12 protein-coding genes are annotated in these 14,896 nt (G+C 64.3%); 8 read left to right on the top strand and 4 right to left on the bottom strand.

Annotation, left to right across the window (positions count from 1 at the left end):
- Positions 1-5 precede the first annotated feature (5 nt).
- On the bottom strand, positions 6-569 hold the full coding sequence (gene hslV / locus ACQY78_RS17125; RefSeq protein WP_428677000.1) for an ATP-dependent protease subunit HslV: 564 nt from the start codon (positions 567-569) through the stop codon (positions 6-8).
- A 77-nt stretch (positions 570-646) separates the two neighbouring features.
- On the opposite strand from hslV, the gene ACQY78_RS17120 reads away from it, so the two are divergent.
- A complete protein-coding gene (locus ACQY78_RS17120; RefSeq protein WP_428676999.1) occupies positions 647-1,906 on the top strand; it encodes an NAD(P)/FAD-dependent oxidoreductase in 1,260 nt (419 codons plus the stop codon).
- A 152-nt stretch (positions 1,907-2,058) separates the two neighbouring features.
- Here the strand turns inward: ACQY78_RS17120 and ACQY78_RS17115 are convergent, their stop codons facing one another.
- From ACQY78_RS17115 to ACQY78_RS17105, 3 genes are all read right to left on the bottom strand, one after another.
- On the bottom strand, positions 2,059-3,024 hold the full coding sequence (locus ACQY78_RS17115; protein WP_428676997.1) for a hydroxymethylglutaryl-CoA lyase: 966 nt from the start codon (positions 3,022-3,024) through the stop codon (positions 2,059-2,061).
- A gap of 18 nt (positions 3,025-3,042) precedes the next feature.
- On the bottom strand, positions 3,043-4,272 hold the full coding sequence (locus ACQY78_RS17110; RefSeq protein ID WP_428676995.1) for a CaiB/BaiF CoA transferase family protein: 1,230 nt from the start codon (positions 4,270-4,272) through the stop codon (positions 3,043-3,045).
- Positions 4,273-4,406: 134 nt separating this feature from the next.
- Entirely contained in the window at positions 4,407-5,156 is a 750-nt protein-coding gene (locus ACQY78_RS17105; RefSeq protein ID WP_428676993.1) for a M48 family metallopeptidase, read from the bottom strand.
- On the opposite strand from ACQY78_RS17105, the gene ACQY78_RS17100 reads away from it, so the two are divergent.
- The 7 genes from ACQY78_RS17100 to ACQY78_RS17070 all read left to right on the top strand — a co-directional run bounded on the left by ACQY78_RS17100 (position 5,155) and on the right by ACQY78_RS17070 (position 14,895).
- The gene (locus ACQY78_RS17100) at positions 5,155-5,550 is read left to right on the top strand and encodes a carboxymuconolactone decarboxylase family protein (protein WP_428676992.1); all 396 of its coding nucleotides are present in this window, start codon (positions 5,155-5,157) and stop codon (positions 5,548-5,550) included. The genes ACQY78_RS17105 and ACQY78_RS17100 overlap by 2 nt on opposite strands.
- A gap of 1 nt (position 5,551) precedes the next feature.
- Positions 5,552-6,733: an aminotransferase class V-fold PLP-dependent enzyme gene (locus ACQY78_RS17095; RefSeq protein WP_428676990.1), complete on the top strand. Its 1,182-nt coding sequence runs from the start codon at positions 5,552-5,554 to the stop codon at positions 6,731-6,733.
- Positions 6,734-7,030: 297 nt separating this feature from the next.
- The gene (locus ACQY78_RS17090) at positions 7,031-8,485 is read left to right on the top strand and encodes an N-6 DNA methylase (RefSeq protein ID WP_428676988.1); all 1,455 of its coding nucleotides are present in this window, start codon (positions 7,031-7,033) and stop codon (positions 8,483-8,485) included.
- Positions 8,482-9,720, top strand: a complete 1,239-nt coding sequence (locus ACQY78_RS17085; RefSeq protein ID WP_428676986.1) for a restriction endonuclease subunit S — start codon at positions 8,482-8,484, stop codon at positions 9,718-9,720. Before ACQY78_RS17090 ends, ACQY78_RS17085 begins: the two co-directional genes overlap by 4 nt.
- A gap of 8 nt (positions 9,721-9,728) precedes the next feature.
- A complete protein-coding gene (gene hsdR / locus ACQY78_RS17080) occupies positions 9,729-12,098 on the top strand; it encodes an EcoAI/FtnUII family type I restriction enzme subunit R (RefSeq protein ID WP_428676984.1) in 2,370 nt (789 codons plus the stop codon).
- A gap of 90 nt (positions 12,099-12,188) precedes the next feature.
- Positions 12,189-13,157 (top strand): LysR family transcriptional regulator, encoded by a 969-nt coding sequence (locus ACQY78_RS17075; RefSeq protein ID WP_428676982.1) that lies wholly within the window; start codon positions 12,189-12,191, stop codon positions 13,155-13,157.
- A 157-nt stretch (positions 13,158-13,314) separates the two neighbouring features.
- Positions 13,315-14,895 (top strand): ABC transporter substrate-binding protein, encoded by a 1,581-nt coding sequence (locus ACQY78_RS17070; protein WP_428676980.1) that lies wholly within the window; start codon positions 13,315-13,317, stop codon positions 14,893-14,895.
- The last annotated feature ends 1 nt before the right edge of the window (position 14,896 follow it).

Genomic DNA, 14,896 nt, shown 5'->3' with positions numbered 1-14,896 from the left:
GGCTCTCAGAGCTTCTCGAGGACGATGTTGTGATTGGTGTAGACGCAGATGTCGGCGGCGATCTTCATCGACTTGCGGGCGATCGCCTCGGCATCGAGCCCCTCCACGTCGATCAGCGCCCGTGCGGCCGAGAGCGCGTAGTTGCCGCCCGAGCCGATGGCGATGATGCCACCCTCCGGCTCGAGCACGTCGCCGGTTCCCGACAGCAGCAGCGAGACGTCCTTGTCGGCCACCGCCATCAGCGCCTCGAGCTTGCGCAGGTAGCGGTCGGTGCGCCAGTCCTTGGCGAGCTCGATCGCGGCGCGCAGGAGCTGGCCGGGATGGCGCTCCAGCTTGGCCTCGAGCCGCTCGAAGAGCGTGAAGGCGTCGGCCGTGGCGCCGGCGAAACCCGCGATGATCTGGCCGTTGCCGATCCGGCGGACCTTCTTCGCGTTGCCCTTGACGATGGTCTGGCCCATCGAAACCTGGCCGTCGCCGGCCATGACGACCTCGCCGTCCTTGCGAACCGAGAGGATGGTCGTGGCATGCCAGCCCGGACCGGAGGAACTGTCTGATTGTGCGGAAGACATGCGCCCTAAATAGGGATTCACAGCCACAAATCAATCGTGGTCTCTGGCCCCCGCAGGCGGCGTGCTAACGTCGGCGCATGAGTGAATCAGCCCAGAGCGACCCCGTCATCGTCATCGGCGCCGGAATCGTCGGCGCCGCCACTGCCCGCGCCCTGCAGCGCAACGGCCACAAGGTGACCCTTCTCGACAGCGCCGAGCCGGGCAACGCGACGTCCTTCGGCAATGCCGGGTTCCTGTCTGTCGACAGCCTGATCCCGCTGGCGCGGCCGGCCACCCTGAAGAAGGTGCCGCAGATGCTGATGGACCGGAATGGTCCGCTCACGGTCCATCCGCCGAGTTTGCCGTGGCTGCTGCCCTGGATGGCGCGCTTCGCCATGGCGGCGATGAGCCCGACCGAGGTCCAGAAGGGCAAGGACATGTTCCGGCCGCTGATGCTCGAGGCCGACATCGCCTGGAAGGCCGAGATCCAGGCCTCGGGCCTCGGCGAGCTGTTCCGCACCCGCGGCGCGCTCTACGTCTACGAGAGCGAGGCGTCGTTCCTGGGCACCGACGAGATGCGCGGGCTGCAGTCGGGCAAGGGCACGGAGTTCGAGATCGTCGACGGCAACCGGGCACGCGAACTGGCGCCCGGCCTCAGTCCGACCATCGTACGCGGCATCCACTATCCGAACGGCACGCACACCATTAATCCGCACAAGGTGGTCGCAACCCTGGTCGAGCGGTTTACCGCCGAAGGCGGCACGGTCGTGCGCGGCCGCGTGCGCGGCTTCCGCCGCGATGGCAATCGCGTGACGGCGGTGCAGCTCACCGACTCCGAACTGCCCGCCAGTGCCGTGATGATCTCGGCCGGCCGCGCCTCGGGCGAGCTGACGCGCCTGCTGGGCTTCAACGCGCCGCTGGTCGCCGAGCGCGGCTATCATGTGATGGTGGCGCCCGACAATGTGCGCTTCGACCTGCCGGTCAGCCCGCCCGAGCGCGGCCTGTTCTTCACGCCGATGACCGACGGCCTGCGCATCGCCGGCACGGTCGAGCTGGCGGCGCCGCACCAGCCGCCGTCCTGGCACCGCGCCGATCTCCTGAAGAAGCACCTCAAGGACATCTTCCCCGGTGTCGGCGGTGCCGAGCAGAGCCGCTGGATCGGCGAGCGTCCGACCCTGCCCGACTATCGCCCCGCCATCGGCCGCGCGCCGCGTCTCGCCAACGTCTATTGCGGCTACGGCCACCAGCATCTCGGCCTGACGCTGGCCACCGCGACGGGCCGCCTGATCGCCCGCCTGATGGAAGGCGAGCAACTGCCGTCCGCCCTGCAGGCCTGCGATCCGGGACGATTTGGGTAAGCGCTTCGGGCGAAGCGAAAGGTCCCTCGCTGCGCTCGGGATGACAAATTTGCTGGGTTGGCGCAGTGCGCCGCTGCAGAAAACGCTGTCATCGCGGGCGGGGTAACCCCCGCCCTGGAGCGTAGCGAGGGACCTTTGACTCACACGTGAGATTACGCCGCCTGAGCCTGCTGCCGGAACGCCGTGAGGCTGCCGGCGTGGAGCAGTTCGCTGGGCAGCACATGGCCGACGATGCGTTCGGCCATGCGGCCGACCTCGATGAGCTTGTCGAGATCGACGCCGGTATCGATGCCCATTTCCTCGCAGAGCAGCACCAGCTCCTCGGTCGCGATGTTGCCGGCCGCGCCCTTGTGAGCAGCGAACGGGCAGCCCCCGAGGCCGCCCACCGTCGAATCGAAGGCGCTCACGCCCATGCGCAGGCCGGCATGCGCGTTGGCCACGCCCATGCCCCGCGTGTCGTGAAGATGCAGGGTGATCTTCTGATCCGGCCAGCGTTCGCGCACCGCGCCGACCACGCGCTCGATGCGCGGCGGCACCGCCCAGCCCATCGTATCGGCGAGGCCGATATCGGTGATCGTCGCACCGGCTTCCTCGGCCAGCGCGAAGCCGTCCGCGAGGCCCTGCAGCACCTCGTCGACCGTGACCTCGCCCTGGAAATTGCAGCCGAAGGCGGCCATCACGCCGATGCGTGTCACCGGAATCCCGTTGGACAGGTGCAGCGCCGTCTGGGCGCGCATCGCCTCCATGTTCTGGGCGCGGCTGCGATGCAGGTTCTTGTAGCTGAACCCTTCCGAGGCGCTGAGCGCGATCGAGCCGTAGAGCTTCAGCTTGTCGCGGAACTTCAGGGCGCGGGCCAGACCCTTGTCGTTGAACCACAGGGCGGTGAAGTCGACGCCGGGCGTCGTACGCACGCGCTCGACGACCTCGTCCGCATCGGCCCAGCCGGGCACGATGCGCTGGCTGACGAACGAGCAGATCTGGATGTGATGCAGCCCGGTCTCGGCCAGCGCCTCGATCAGCTCGATCTTGTGCTCGGAAGAAATTGGTCCGGGCTCAATCTGGAAGCCCTCGCGCGGGCCTTCCTCGTGAATCTCCACCTTGTTCGGCAGATCGCTCATGTTCCGCTCCCGTCCGTTCTAGCGCTGTCCCGTCGCGACGACGCCGCGTTGGTGAAGATCGTGCACCTCCTCCGCCGCGAAACCAAGCTCGCGCAGGATCGTTTCGGTGCTCTCGCCGATGGCCTGCGGCTGCTGGCGCATACCGAGATCGTGCCCGCCCAGCTCGATCGGCAGGCGCGGCAGCTTGACGTGCCGTCCCTTGCCGAGATCGGTATCGAGCATGCGGCCGCCGGCGTTGAGTTGCGGATCTTCCTGCAGATCCTCGGGGCGGCCCAGCGGCGCGAAGGGCAGGCTTCCTTCCTCGCAGAAGGCGACCATCTGGTCGAGCGTATGGCGCTGCACGATCTCCGAGATGATGGGCACGAGGCGCGGCCGTCCGAGGATGCGGTCCTCGTTGCTGGCCAGCGTCGCATCGGCCAGCAGATCGGGGCGATCGAACAGACGGCAGAACTGCGCCCAGTGCTTGTCGCTGGTGATGCCGAGGAAGAACAGGCGATCGTCGGATGTCTTGAAGGTCTCGTAGATCGCCCAGGCGCCCTGGCGTTCGGGCATCGGCGGCACCGTCCGGCCCGTCACCGCCCCGCCCGCCATGTGCTGGGCCATCAGGAAGGCCGCCGATTCGAACAGGGCAGAGCGCACTTCCTGCCCGCGGCCCGTGCGGTTGCGCTCCTGCAACGCCGCCAGGATGCCGACGACGCCGAACACGCCGCCCATGATGTCGCAGATCGAGGTGCCCGCGCGCAGCGGCCGGCCGGAGGGCCCGGTCATGTAGGCGAGGCCGCTCATGTACTGCACGATCTCGTCGAGCGCCGGTCGCTTTTCGTAGGGGCCGCTCAAGAAACCCTTCAGGGCGCAATAGACCAGACGCGGATAGTCCTTCGCGAGATCGGCATAGCCGAGGCCCAGCCGCTCCATGGTGCCCGAGGCGAAGTTCTCGAGCACGACATCCGACTGGGAAAGCAGCCGGTGGATGATCTTCTTTCCCTCTTCAGACTTGATGTCGATCGCGAGGCTTCGCTTGTTGCGGTTGAAGGTGCCGAAGAAGCCGGCCGCGAAACCGGCGAGGCGTCGCGTGCGGTCGCCCTCGACCGGCTCGACCTTGATGACCTCGGCACCGAGATCGGCCAGCACGAGGCCGCAGGACGGTCCCATGACCACATGGCAGAACTCGAGCACGCGAATGCCCTGCAGCGGCAGCGCGCGATCTTCCTGCTGCGCCGTCCCGCCGACCGTGCCCTGCTCATCCATGCCTGTCTCCCTGCCGCCACTGTTTCGGGCGGCAACCTTCCAGCGCGGCCGGGCGTCCGCAACTGAGAATCCATGCCCGGCAGGTCCTCGAAACAGGTTTCGGCCCCCCGACGATGGGTGGCGCGCGCGCCCGGCTAGCTGCCGTACTGCAGCAGCGTCTCGCCGTTTTTCTTGAGCCAGGCCTGCGGCCCCTCGATCGGGCCGTCGCACAAGGTTCGCGCCAACGCCCAGAAGCGGGCACTGTGGTTCAGGTGGACCAGGTGCGCCGTCTCGTGCGCGGCCAGGTAGTCGAGGACCTGTGGCGGGGCGAACACAAGCCGCCAGGAGAAGGAAAGCGAGGCGTCCGGCCCGCAGCTTCCCCAGCGCGAGCGCGTGTCGCGCACCGAGATGCGCTTCACCGGGCGCTCGGCGCGAGCGGCCTTGGCATGGACCCGCGGCACCAGCTCCTTCTTCAGCTCGCCGACCAGCCAGTCCTTCACGCGGCGCGACAGGTGCTCGGGCCGGCCGGCGACGTGGATCTCGTTGCCCTCGCGCCAGACCGTGCCGCGGGCGTCCGGCCGGTGGCGCAGGCGATGGGGCACGCCGAACAGCGGGATTTCCGCGCCATCGACGAAGGGAATTCGCGCCGGCAGGCGCTCCAGGCGCGCGGCAATCCAGCCGGCCTGCGTTTCGGCAAAACCCACCGCCGTGCCGCGCGCCATGCGCAGCGGCGCCGTCAGCACGACGCGCCGGTTGGCCGGATCGACGCGCAGCGAGGCGCGGCGGGCGCGGGCATTGCGCACGAAGGTGACGGAAAGCGTGTCGCCGGCATGAGCAATGGTCAGTTGCTCGGGCTCCGGCGTCGCTTTAGGCAGGAAACGGCTGAACCAGGAGGAAGACGACATGTCCGAAGAACAGGCTCACAAGACGCTCAGCGATGCAGGACGAAAGGTCCTGTCCGAGGTTCTGGGCGAATCCTATCTCGCCAAGCGCGACGCGACCAACAACGATTTCTGGGGTCCGGTCCGCGCCTTCTCCGAGGAATTCGCCTACGCCTCGCTGTGGACGCGCGACGGGCTCGACCGCAAGCAGCGCAGCATGATCACGATCTCCATGCTCTGCGCGCTGAACCGGCCGCACGAACTCAAGATCCATCTGGTGGGCGCGCTGAACAACGGCTGCACCAAGACCGAGCTGCGCGAGATCTTCACCCACGCGATCGCCTATTGCGGCTTCCCGGCCGCCATCGATGCGCTGCGCGTCGCCGAGGAAGTGCTGAAGGAACAGGGGAAGTTCTGACATGAGTCTCGACGTAGAGCGGATTCGCGCCGAGACGCCGGGCTGTGCCCACGTCCTGCATCTCAATGCGGCGGGCTCCTCACTGCCCAGCCGCCGCACGCTGGACGCGACCGTCGACCATCTGCGGCTCGAGGCCGAGATCGGTGGCTACGAGGCGGCCGACCGGGCGCGCCCGGTGCTCGACGGCTTCTATCCGTCGATCGCCACGCTGATCGGCGCCGAGCCCGGGGAGATCGCCTATGTCGAGAACGCCACGCGCGCCTGGGACCTCGCCTTCTATTCGCTCGACTTCAAGCCGGGCGACCGCATCCTGACCTGCGTCAGCGAATATTCGTCGAACTACATCTCCTACCTGCAGGTGGCGAAGAAAACCGGCGCCGAGATCGTGGTCGTGCCCGACGACAGGCACGGCCAGATCGACCTCGGCGCCCTCGAACGCGCCATCGACAAGCGCACGAAGCTGGTGTCGATCTCGCACATCCCGACCCAGGGCGGGCTGGTCCAGCCGGCCGAGGCGGTCGGCAAGATCGTCAACGATGCCGGCATCCTCTACCTGCTCGATGCCTGCCAGTCGGTCGGCATGATGCCGATCGACGTGAAGAAGATCGGCTGCGATTTCCTGTCGGCCACGGGGCGCAAGTACATGCGCGGGCCGCGCGGCACGGGTTTCCTCTACGCCCGCACGCGCAGCACCTCGCAGATCGAGCCGATCTTCCTCGACAATCATGCCGCCCGCTGGACCGGCGACAACGACTACACGGTGATGGGCGACGCCAAGCGGTTCGAGAACTGGGAGCGCTACTTCGCGGGCGTGATCGGCCTCAAGGTCGCCGCCGACCAGGCGAACGAACTCGGCATGCCGGCGATCTGGGCGCGCCTGCGCCATCTGGCCGACGGCCTGCGCGAGCGGCTGAAGTCGGTGCCGGGCGTCACCCTGGCCGATCTCGGCGTCACCAAGGGCGCCATCGTCACCTTCGCCGTCGCCGGCAAGGAGCATGGGACGCTGAAGCAGCAGCTCCGCGACCAGGGGATCAACGTCTCGGTCTCGACGCAGTTCTCGTCGCGCCTCGATCTCAAGGGACGCGGCCTCAAGGACGTGATGCGCGCCTCGGTGCACATCTACAACACCGACGAGGAACTCGACCGCTTCGTGGCGGCGCTCGAAGCGGCGATCCGCGATTAGACCGCAGGGTAATCGCATATGGCCTAAAAAGCCGCGGTACTTGGCATTTCCAAGAAGGTGAAAGGTCCCTCACTCCGTTCGGGATGACAATTTTGTTGGGATTTGCGCAGTGCGCCGATCGAACAATCGCTGTCATCCCGAACGGAGTGAGGGACCTTTACCTCAGATGAGGTTGCCCTGCCGTTCCGAGGGAGTCGGGTCAAGGACCACCCGCAGAACTTGCACTAAAGTCACGATTGGCAAACACTGCGGCGTCTCGAAGTCGCGTCAGCTCAGCCTTGGAAGTCGCCCCATTCAATGTTCGAACAAGCCTTCAGAAACATCGACGATGCACTCTGGAAAGAAGCCGGCTGCACCACCGAACTGGACTATATCGAGCAAACGTCGTGGCTGTTGTTCCTGAAGTACCTGGACGGGCTGGAGGAAGACAAGGCATCTATCGCGGCCCTTGAGGGCAAAAAATACAGCTACATTCTCGACAAGCCCTATCGGTGGGAGAGCTGGGCCGCACCCAAGGGCAAGGACGGCAAGCTCGACCACAACGCCGCCGCAACCGGCGACGATCTCCGCGACTTCGTCGCCCAGAGGCTTTTTCCCTACTTGGCCGGCTTCAAGACCCGCGCCACCGGCCCCAACACCATCGAATACAAGATCGGTGAGATCTTCTCGGAACTGAAGAACAAGATCGCCGACGGCTACAATCTCCGCGACATCATCAACCACATCGACGAGCTGCGCTTCCGCTCCCAGACCGAGAAGCACGAACTCTCGCACCTCTACGAATCCAAGATCCGCAACATGGGGAACGCCGGCCGAAACGGCGGCGAATACTACACGCCCCGTCCGCTCATCCGCGCGATGATCGAAGTGGTAAAGCCCGAGGTCGGCGAGCGCATCTACGACGGCGCCTGCGGATCGGCCGGCTTCCTTTGCGAGGCCTTCGACCACCTGCGCCGCCAGGGTAAGCTCTCGACCAGCGATCTCAAGACGCTCCAGACGCGGACGTTCTACGGCAAGGAAAAGAAAAGTCTCGCCTACATCATCGGGATCATGAACATGATCCTGCACGGCATCGAGGCGCCGAACATCGTCCACACCAATACCCTTACCGAGAACCTCGCCGACATCCAGGACAAGGACCGCTACGACGTCGTGCTCGCCAATCCACCCTTCGGCGGCAAGGAACGCAAGGAACTTCAGCAGAACTTCACGATCCGCACCGGCGAGACGGCCTTCCTGTTTCTGCAGCACTTCATCCGCATCCTGAAGGCCGGCGGTCGCGGCGCGATCGTCATCAAGAACACGTTCCTGTCGAACATGGACAATGCGTCCGTGGCCTTGCGCAAGGAGCTTCTGGCCAGTTGCAATCTCCACACTGTGCTCGACTGCCCAAGTGGCACGTTTCAGGGCGCCGGCGTGAAGACCGTAGTGTTGTTCTTCGAGAAGGGCGCACCTACGCGCAGGGTCTGGTTCTACCAGCTCAATCCAGGCCGCAACATGGGCAAGACCAACCCCCTCAATGACGCCGATCTTGTTGACTTCGTGAAGCTGCAGAAGACCTTTGCCGACTCGCCGAAAAGCTGGAGCGTGGAGGCTGAGACCATTGATGCAGAGACGTTCGACCTCTCCGTTAAGAACCCGAACGGTGGCGAGGAGATTACGCACCGCAGCTCGCATGCGATCATGGAAGAAATCGCCGCGCTAGATGCCGAGAGCGCTGAAGTTCTCAGAAGCATCAAGGCACTGCTATGAAAACTAGTTGGCAAATAAGGCCTCTTAGCGAGGTTTGTCAGTTCTCTAACGGATTGTGGAAGGGCGAACAGCCGCCCTTTGTGAATGTTGGCGTCATCCGGAATACCAACTTCACCAAAGAAGGGTTTCTGGATGATTCTGATATTGCGTATCTCGATGTGGAGACCAAGAAGTTTGCGAAGCGCCGACTTCAGTATGGTGACATCGTCCTTGAAAAATCTGGCGGCGGCCCCAAGCAGGCTGTGGGACGTGTTGCCCTATTCGACAAGCAGGAAGGTGAGTTCTCATTCAGCAACTTCACGTCTGCTCTCCGAGTTCGAGAACCTAACGACTTAGATTTCCGCTTTCTCCACAAGTTCCTTTATTGGATCTATATCTCCGGCGTTACGGAACAGATGCAGAGTCACTCCACGGGCATCCGAAATTTGGACGGCGATGCATACAAAGCTATAAATATTGGTATTCCTCCCATAGCCGAACAAGAGCGGATCGTCGGCATTCTCAACCAAGCATTCGAAGCCATCGCCACCGCTAAAGCCAATACCGAGAGGAACCTTCAAAACGCCCGCGCCATCTTCGAAAGTCACCTCGATCTGGTATTTTCCTATCAAGGCGACTGGGAAGAAGATCTCGTCGGCTCAATTTGCGTTGTGAAGCATGGCTTTGCTTTTGATGGCTCAGACTTCTCCTCTGATGTCCCTGAGGGCTATCCGAAGGTCATTACGCCAGGAAACTTCACGGAAGATGGCAAGCTACTGTTCAACAAGAAAAACACTAAACGCTTCAAAGGCAAAGCACCTGCCGCTTTCATCTTTGATATTGGCGATCTGGTCGTAGTTATGACTGATCTCTCGTCAAAGATGAAAATCCTCGGCAAGCCTGCTTTCGTCGAATCCTCCGACGTGCTTCATAACCAGCGAATCGGACGAGTCTCGTTTACCGATGACCGTATCGAAAAGCGATATCTCTACTATTATATGATGAGTGAGAACTACCTGAGAAGCATTAGGGGATCGGCCACAGGCACGATGGTCAAGCACACTGCACCCAAAAGAATCATGAGCAATCTGATTCGATTTCCGCATGATCGGAAGGTGCAGCAAGAGATCGTAACGAAGCTCGATTCGCTCCGCCAAGAAACGCTACGACTTGAGGCCATCTACCAGAGAAAGCTTAGCGCGCTAGAGAGCCTGAAGAGTTCGCTGTTGCGCGAAGCATTTTCTGCACGTCTGTAGATCCATCCATGAACGAAGCCGAAACCCGCGCCGAATACATCGACCCCGCCTTGAAGGCGGCGGGCTGGGGCGTGGTCGACGGCAGCCGTGTTCGCCGCGAGCACATCACGCCCGGCCGCATCGAAGGCAAGGGGCGGCGCGGCAAGGGGCTGACGGCCGACTACGTGCTGGTCTATCGCAACCGCAAGCTCGCCGTGCTGGAAGCGAAGGCATGGGACAAGCCCCTGACCGAGGGCGTGGCACAGGCTAAGGACTACGCCGCCAAGCTCCAAGTCCGCTTTGCCTATTCCAGCAACGGGCAGGGTCTCTATGCCATCGACAGGAAAACCGGCCACGAAGGCGCGGTCGAGGGCTACCCGACGCCGGACGAACTCTGGGAGCGAACCTTCGGCCAGCAGAACATCTGGCGCGACCGCTTCGCGTCGGTGCCCTTTCCCGACAAGAGCGGCACCTGGGACCTTCGCTTCTATCAGGAGATCGCCGTCAACCGGGTGCTGGACGCCATCGCGGGCGGCCGTGACCGCATCCTGCTGACTCTGGCCACCGGCACCGGCAAGACCTCGATCGCCTTCCAGATCGTCTGGAAGTTGTTCCAGACTCGCTGGAATCTCGGCGACTGGAAGACGGAGGGCGAGCCATCCCGGCGACCACGTATCCTCTTCCTGGCCGACCGCAACACGCTGGCCGACCAAGCCTACAACGACTTCACTTCGTTCAGCGCCTTTCCGGACTCGGCACTGGCGCGTGTCAGGCCCGACGAAATCCGCAGAACAGGACGGGTTCCGACCAACGCCAGCATCTTTTTCACCATCTTTCAGACCTTCATGAGCGGGCCGCCGAAGGACGGGCAGCCCTCGCCCTATTTCGGCGAGTACCCGCCGGACTTCTTCGACTTCGTCGTGATCGACGAATGCCACCGGGGCGGCGCCAGCGACGAGAGCACGTGGCGCGATATCCTCACCTACTTCAAGCCGGCCGTGCAGCTCGGCCTGACGGCCACGCCCAAGCGCAAGGGCAACGTCGACACCTATTCCTATTTCGGCGAGCCTGTTTACACCTACTCACTGAAGGAGGGCATCAACGACGGCTTCCTGACGCCGTTCCGGGTCAAGCAGTTCGCAACCAGCCTGGACGACTACACCTACACGCCCGACGACGCCGTGGTGGATGGCGAAGTCGTTCCCGGCAAGCGCTACACCGAGAGCGAGTTCAACAGGGCCATCATCATCCGGGAGCGCGAAGCGCACCGGGTGAAGCTCTTCATGGAGCTGATCGACCAGAAGCAGAAGACGCTGGTCTTTTGCGCCACCCAGGATCACGCGCTGATGGTGCGCGACCTCATCAACCAGGTGAAGGCCAGCACCGACCCGGACTACTGCCACCGCGTGACGGCCAACGACGGTGCGCTCGGCGACCAGTACCTCAAGACCTTCCAGGACAATGAGAAGACGATCCCGACGATCCTGACCACGTCGCAGAAGCTCTCGACCGGCGTGGATGCCCGCAACATCCGCAACATCGTCCTGATGCGTCCGGTCAATTCCATGATCGAGTTCAAGCAGATCATCGGGCGAGGAACGCGCCTTTATGACGGCAAGGACTATTTCACGATCTATGATTTCGTGAAGGCACACCATCATTTCAGCGATCCGGAGTGGGACGGCGAGCCCGAGGACCAGACGACCGAAAAGCCCAAGGGTTTCAGCGAAGAACGGGAGCGGTGGCCGACCGACGGGGCAGACGATGACGGCCGCGACGAGGACCCGAAGCCCCGGAAGCTGATTGTCAGGCTGGCGGACGGCAAGGAGCGCATGCTTCAGCACATCGTGGCGACGACGTTCTGGAGCCCCGACGGCACGCCGATGTCGGCCAAGCAGTTCCTCGAGAGCCTCTACGGCGCGCTGCCCGACCTCTTCAAGGACGAGGACGAGTTGAGAGCCCTGTGGAGCGATCCGGCCACGCGCCGGAAGCTGCTCGACGGGCTGGGCGAGCGCGGGTTCAGCAAGGACATGCTGGGCGAAATGCAGAGGGTCATCGACGCCGAGAAGAGCGACCTGTTCGACGTGCTGGCCTACATCGCCTTCGCCCGGCCGCCTTTGTCCCGCGAAGATCGTGCGCAGACGGCGCGCGGCGAGATACAGACCGCGTTCGACGACAAGCAGCAGGGTTTCCTGGATTTCGTGCTTTCGCAGTACGTCAAGGAAGGCGTCGACGAACTAGATCAGGAGAAACTGTCTCCCCTGCTCAATCTGAAGTACGGCGCTCTGGCAGATGCAATTGCCGATCTCGGCAACCCGCAGCAGATTCGACAGACGTTTATCGAGTTCCAGAAGTTCCTCTATCGCGGCCCGGCGCAACAGGCGGACGACCAGGAGTAACGAGGAAATCATGATGGCGCCCCCTGCTCCCGGCGAACTCGACCGCTTCGTCGCGGCGCTGCGGCCGCTCGCGGCCGGCTAGGCAACGGCATGCCGATCATCGCGCCGTCGGCATCGTGGCTGCTGGTCGTCGCAGAGACCGGCTCGATCCGGCGCGCGGCGACGCGGCTCAACCTCTCGCCCTCGGCGGTGAATCGGCAGATCCTGAACCTCGAGGCCGAGTACGGCGCGGCGCTGTTCGAGCGCCTGCCGCGCGGCATGCGGCTCACGCCCGCCGGCCAGATGGTGGTGGCGGAAGTCCAGCGCTGGCAGCACGACCATGCGCAGCTCGTGCAGCATATCGGCCAGCTGCGCAGCATGGTGCGCGGGCATGCCTCGCTGGGGCTGATGGAAAGCTTTTCGCGCACCGTCGTGTCGCGATTGATGAGCCACATGCGCGAACGCCAGTCGCTGGTTTCGCTCGAGGTGCTGATGGGCGGCACGGCGGAGATCGTCGACCGGCTGGTCGCGGGAAAGCTCGACCTCGCCATCTGCTACGCCGTGCCCAAGATGCCGGAGATCCGCGTGCTGGCCTCGATCCAGCCCAGCTCGGGAATCGTCGTGGCGCGGGATCATCCGCTGGCCGGCCGCAAGTCGATCCGCCTCGCCGAGTGCGCCAACTACAGTTTCGTCTTTCCCGATTCGTCGCTCACCTCGCGGCGCATCCTCGAAACCGCGCTGGAACGCGCCAAGGTGCATTTCGCCGGCGTGGTCACGACCAACTCCGTCGAGGTGATGAAGATGCTGGTGCGCGAGCATCGCCAGATCGCGCTGCTCAGCCTGCCCGACATCGGGGCGGACTTCGCCGACCGCGACCTCGTGCACATCCCGCTGGCAGACCGCCAGGTCCGCGGCTCGCACCTGTCGCTGATCGCACCGCGCCACGCCAAGCCCTCCCCGGTTGCTGCCATGCTGGCGGAATTCCTGAAGGAAGAATTGCAGGGCCTGCCGGCGCGCCGCGCCTGGACCGGCAGCCTGCGGGAAGTCGGCACCACAAAGACGGGACGCAGCCGGTCCTGAAGAGACCACCAGGCGACCGTACGAAAAAACCGCACACGCCGTCCCGAATCTAGCGCTTTTCAGCGTCGCGGGATGGCCTTCATGCTGAAGGGCCGAACGGGACGGCGTGCGTGGCATGACGCGTGCACCGCCGGCTTCCGAATCGAGGAACCACTGCATGACCCATTTTCGCTCCTGGTCGTTGGCCGCACTGGCCGCTTCGACCTTTCTGGCCGCCTTGCCCGCACAGGCGCAGACACCTGCCACGACCCTCAAGGTCGCGCCCGAGACGCTGAGCCGCGTCCTCGACCCGCATTTCACGACGTCGTTCACGACGCGTGACCTGGGCTACCTGATCTACGACACGCTGTTTGCGGTCGACGACACGTTCGCGCCCCAGCCGCAGATGGTCGGAAGCTATACGATCAGCCCCGACAAGCTCACCTACACCTTCGTGCTGCGGCCGGGCCTGAAGTGGCACGACGGCCAGCCGGTCACCGCGGCGGACTGCGTCGCCTCGATCCAGCGCTGGGCCTCGCGCGACAGCATGGGCCAGACTTTGGCCAGGTTCACCGCCTCGCTGGAAGCGGCCGATGCCAATACCATCAAGCTGGTGCTGAAGGAGCCCTACGGGCTGGTGCTCGACAGCCTGGCCAAGATCGGCGCGCCCGTGCCGTTCATGATGCCGGAGCGCATCGCCAAGACCCCCGGCAGCGAGCAGGTGAAGGAAATCGTCGGCTCCGGCCCCTACAAGTTCCGCGCCGACCTGCACGAGCCCGGCGTCAAGATCGTCCTCGACAAGTTCGCCGACTACAAGCCGCGCAGCGAGCCGCCCAACTGGGCGTCGGGCGCCAAGATCGCGAAGATGGACAGGGTCGAGATGCTGGGCATGCCGGATGCGCAGACCCAGGTGAGCGCGCTCACGCGCGGCGAGGTCGACTATCTCGAAAGAGTGCCGGCCGACCTGCTGCCGCTGTTCGACGCGAAGTCCGGCGCCAAGGCCGAGGTCGTGAGCAAGTACGGCTTCCAGGCGATCATGCGCATGAACCACCTGCAGCCGCCGTTCGACAATGTGAAGGTGCGCCAGGCGATCGCCCGCGCCGTCGACCGGTCGATGTACGCCGCCGTCGTGGCGGGCGATCCGAAGTTCGCCACCGATTGCGCCGCGGTCTTCGGCTGCGGCATGCCCTACGAGAGCAAGGCCGGCATCCCCTCCTTCGACATGGCCGCCGCCAAGGCGATGCTGAAGGAGGCCAACGTCGATATGTCGAAGCCGCTGGTGATGCTGCATGTCGCCAACGCGCCGGGCATCGCCGCGCTGGGCAACGTCACCCGCCAGGTGCTGGTCGATCTCGGCTTCAAGGTCGACATGGTGTCGATGGACTTCCAGACCTTCGCCACGCGCCGGCTCAACACCGGACCGGTCGACAAGGGCGGCTGGAATCTCGCCCACACGACGAACTCCGTGCCCGACCAAGGCAATCCGCTCAGCAACCCGTTCCTCGTCGCCTCGGGCCCGCCCGCCTCCGCCTGGGGCTGGCCGAAGGACGAGAAGATCGAGGAGCTGCGCCTGAAGTTCGCCACCGCGCCCGACGAGGCGGCGCGCAAGACGATCGCCACCGAGATCCAGGTCCGCGCCTACGAGCAGGTGCTCTATCTGCCGCTGGCGCAGTTCACGACCCCGTCGGCCTGGCGCAACAACCTCGAAGGCGTGCTGAAGTCGCCGGTCATGCTGCTCTACAACATCGAGAAGAAGTGAG

Origin of the sequence: Reyranella sp. (assembly GCF_965279625.1) — a bacterium.
Classification (GTDB): domain Bacteria; phylum Pseudomonadota; class Alphaproteobacteria; order Reyranellales; family Reyranellaceae; genus Reyranella.
This window is presented reverse-complemented; position numbering and strand designations above follow the sequence as displayed.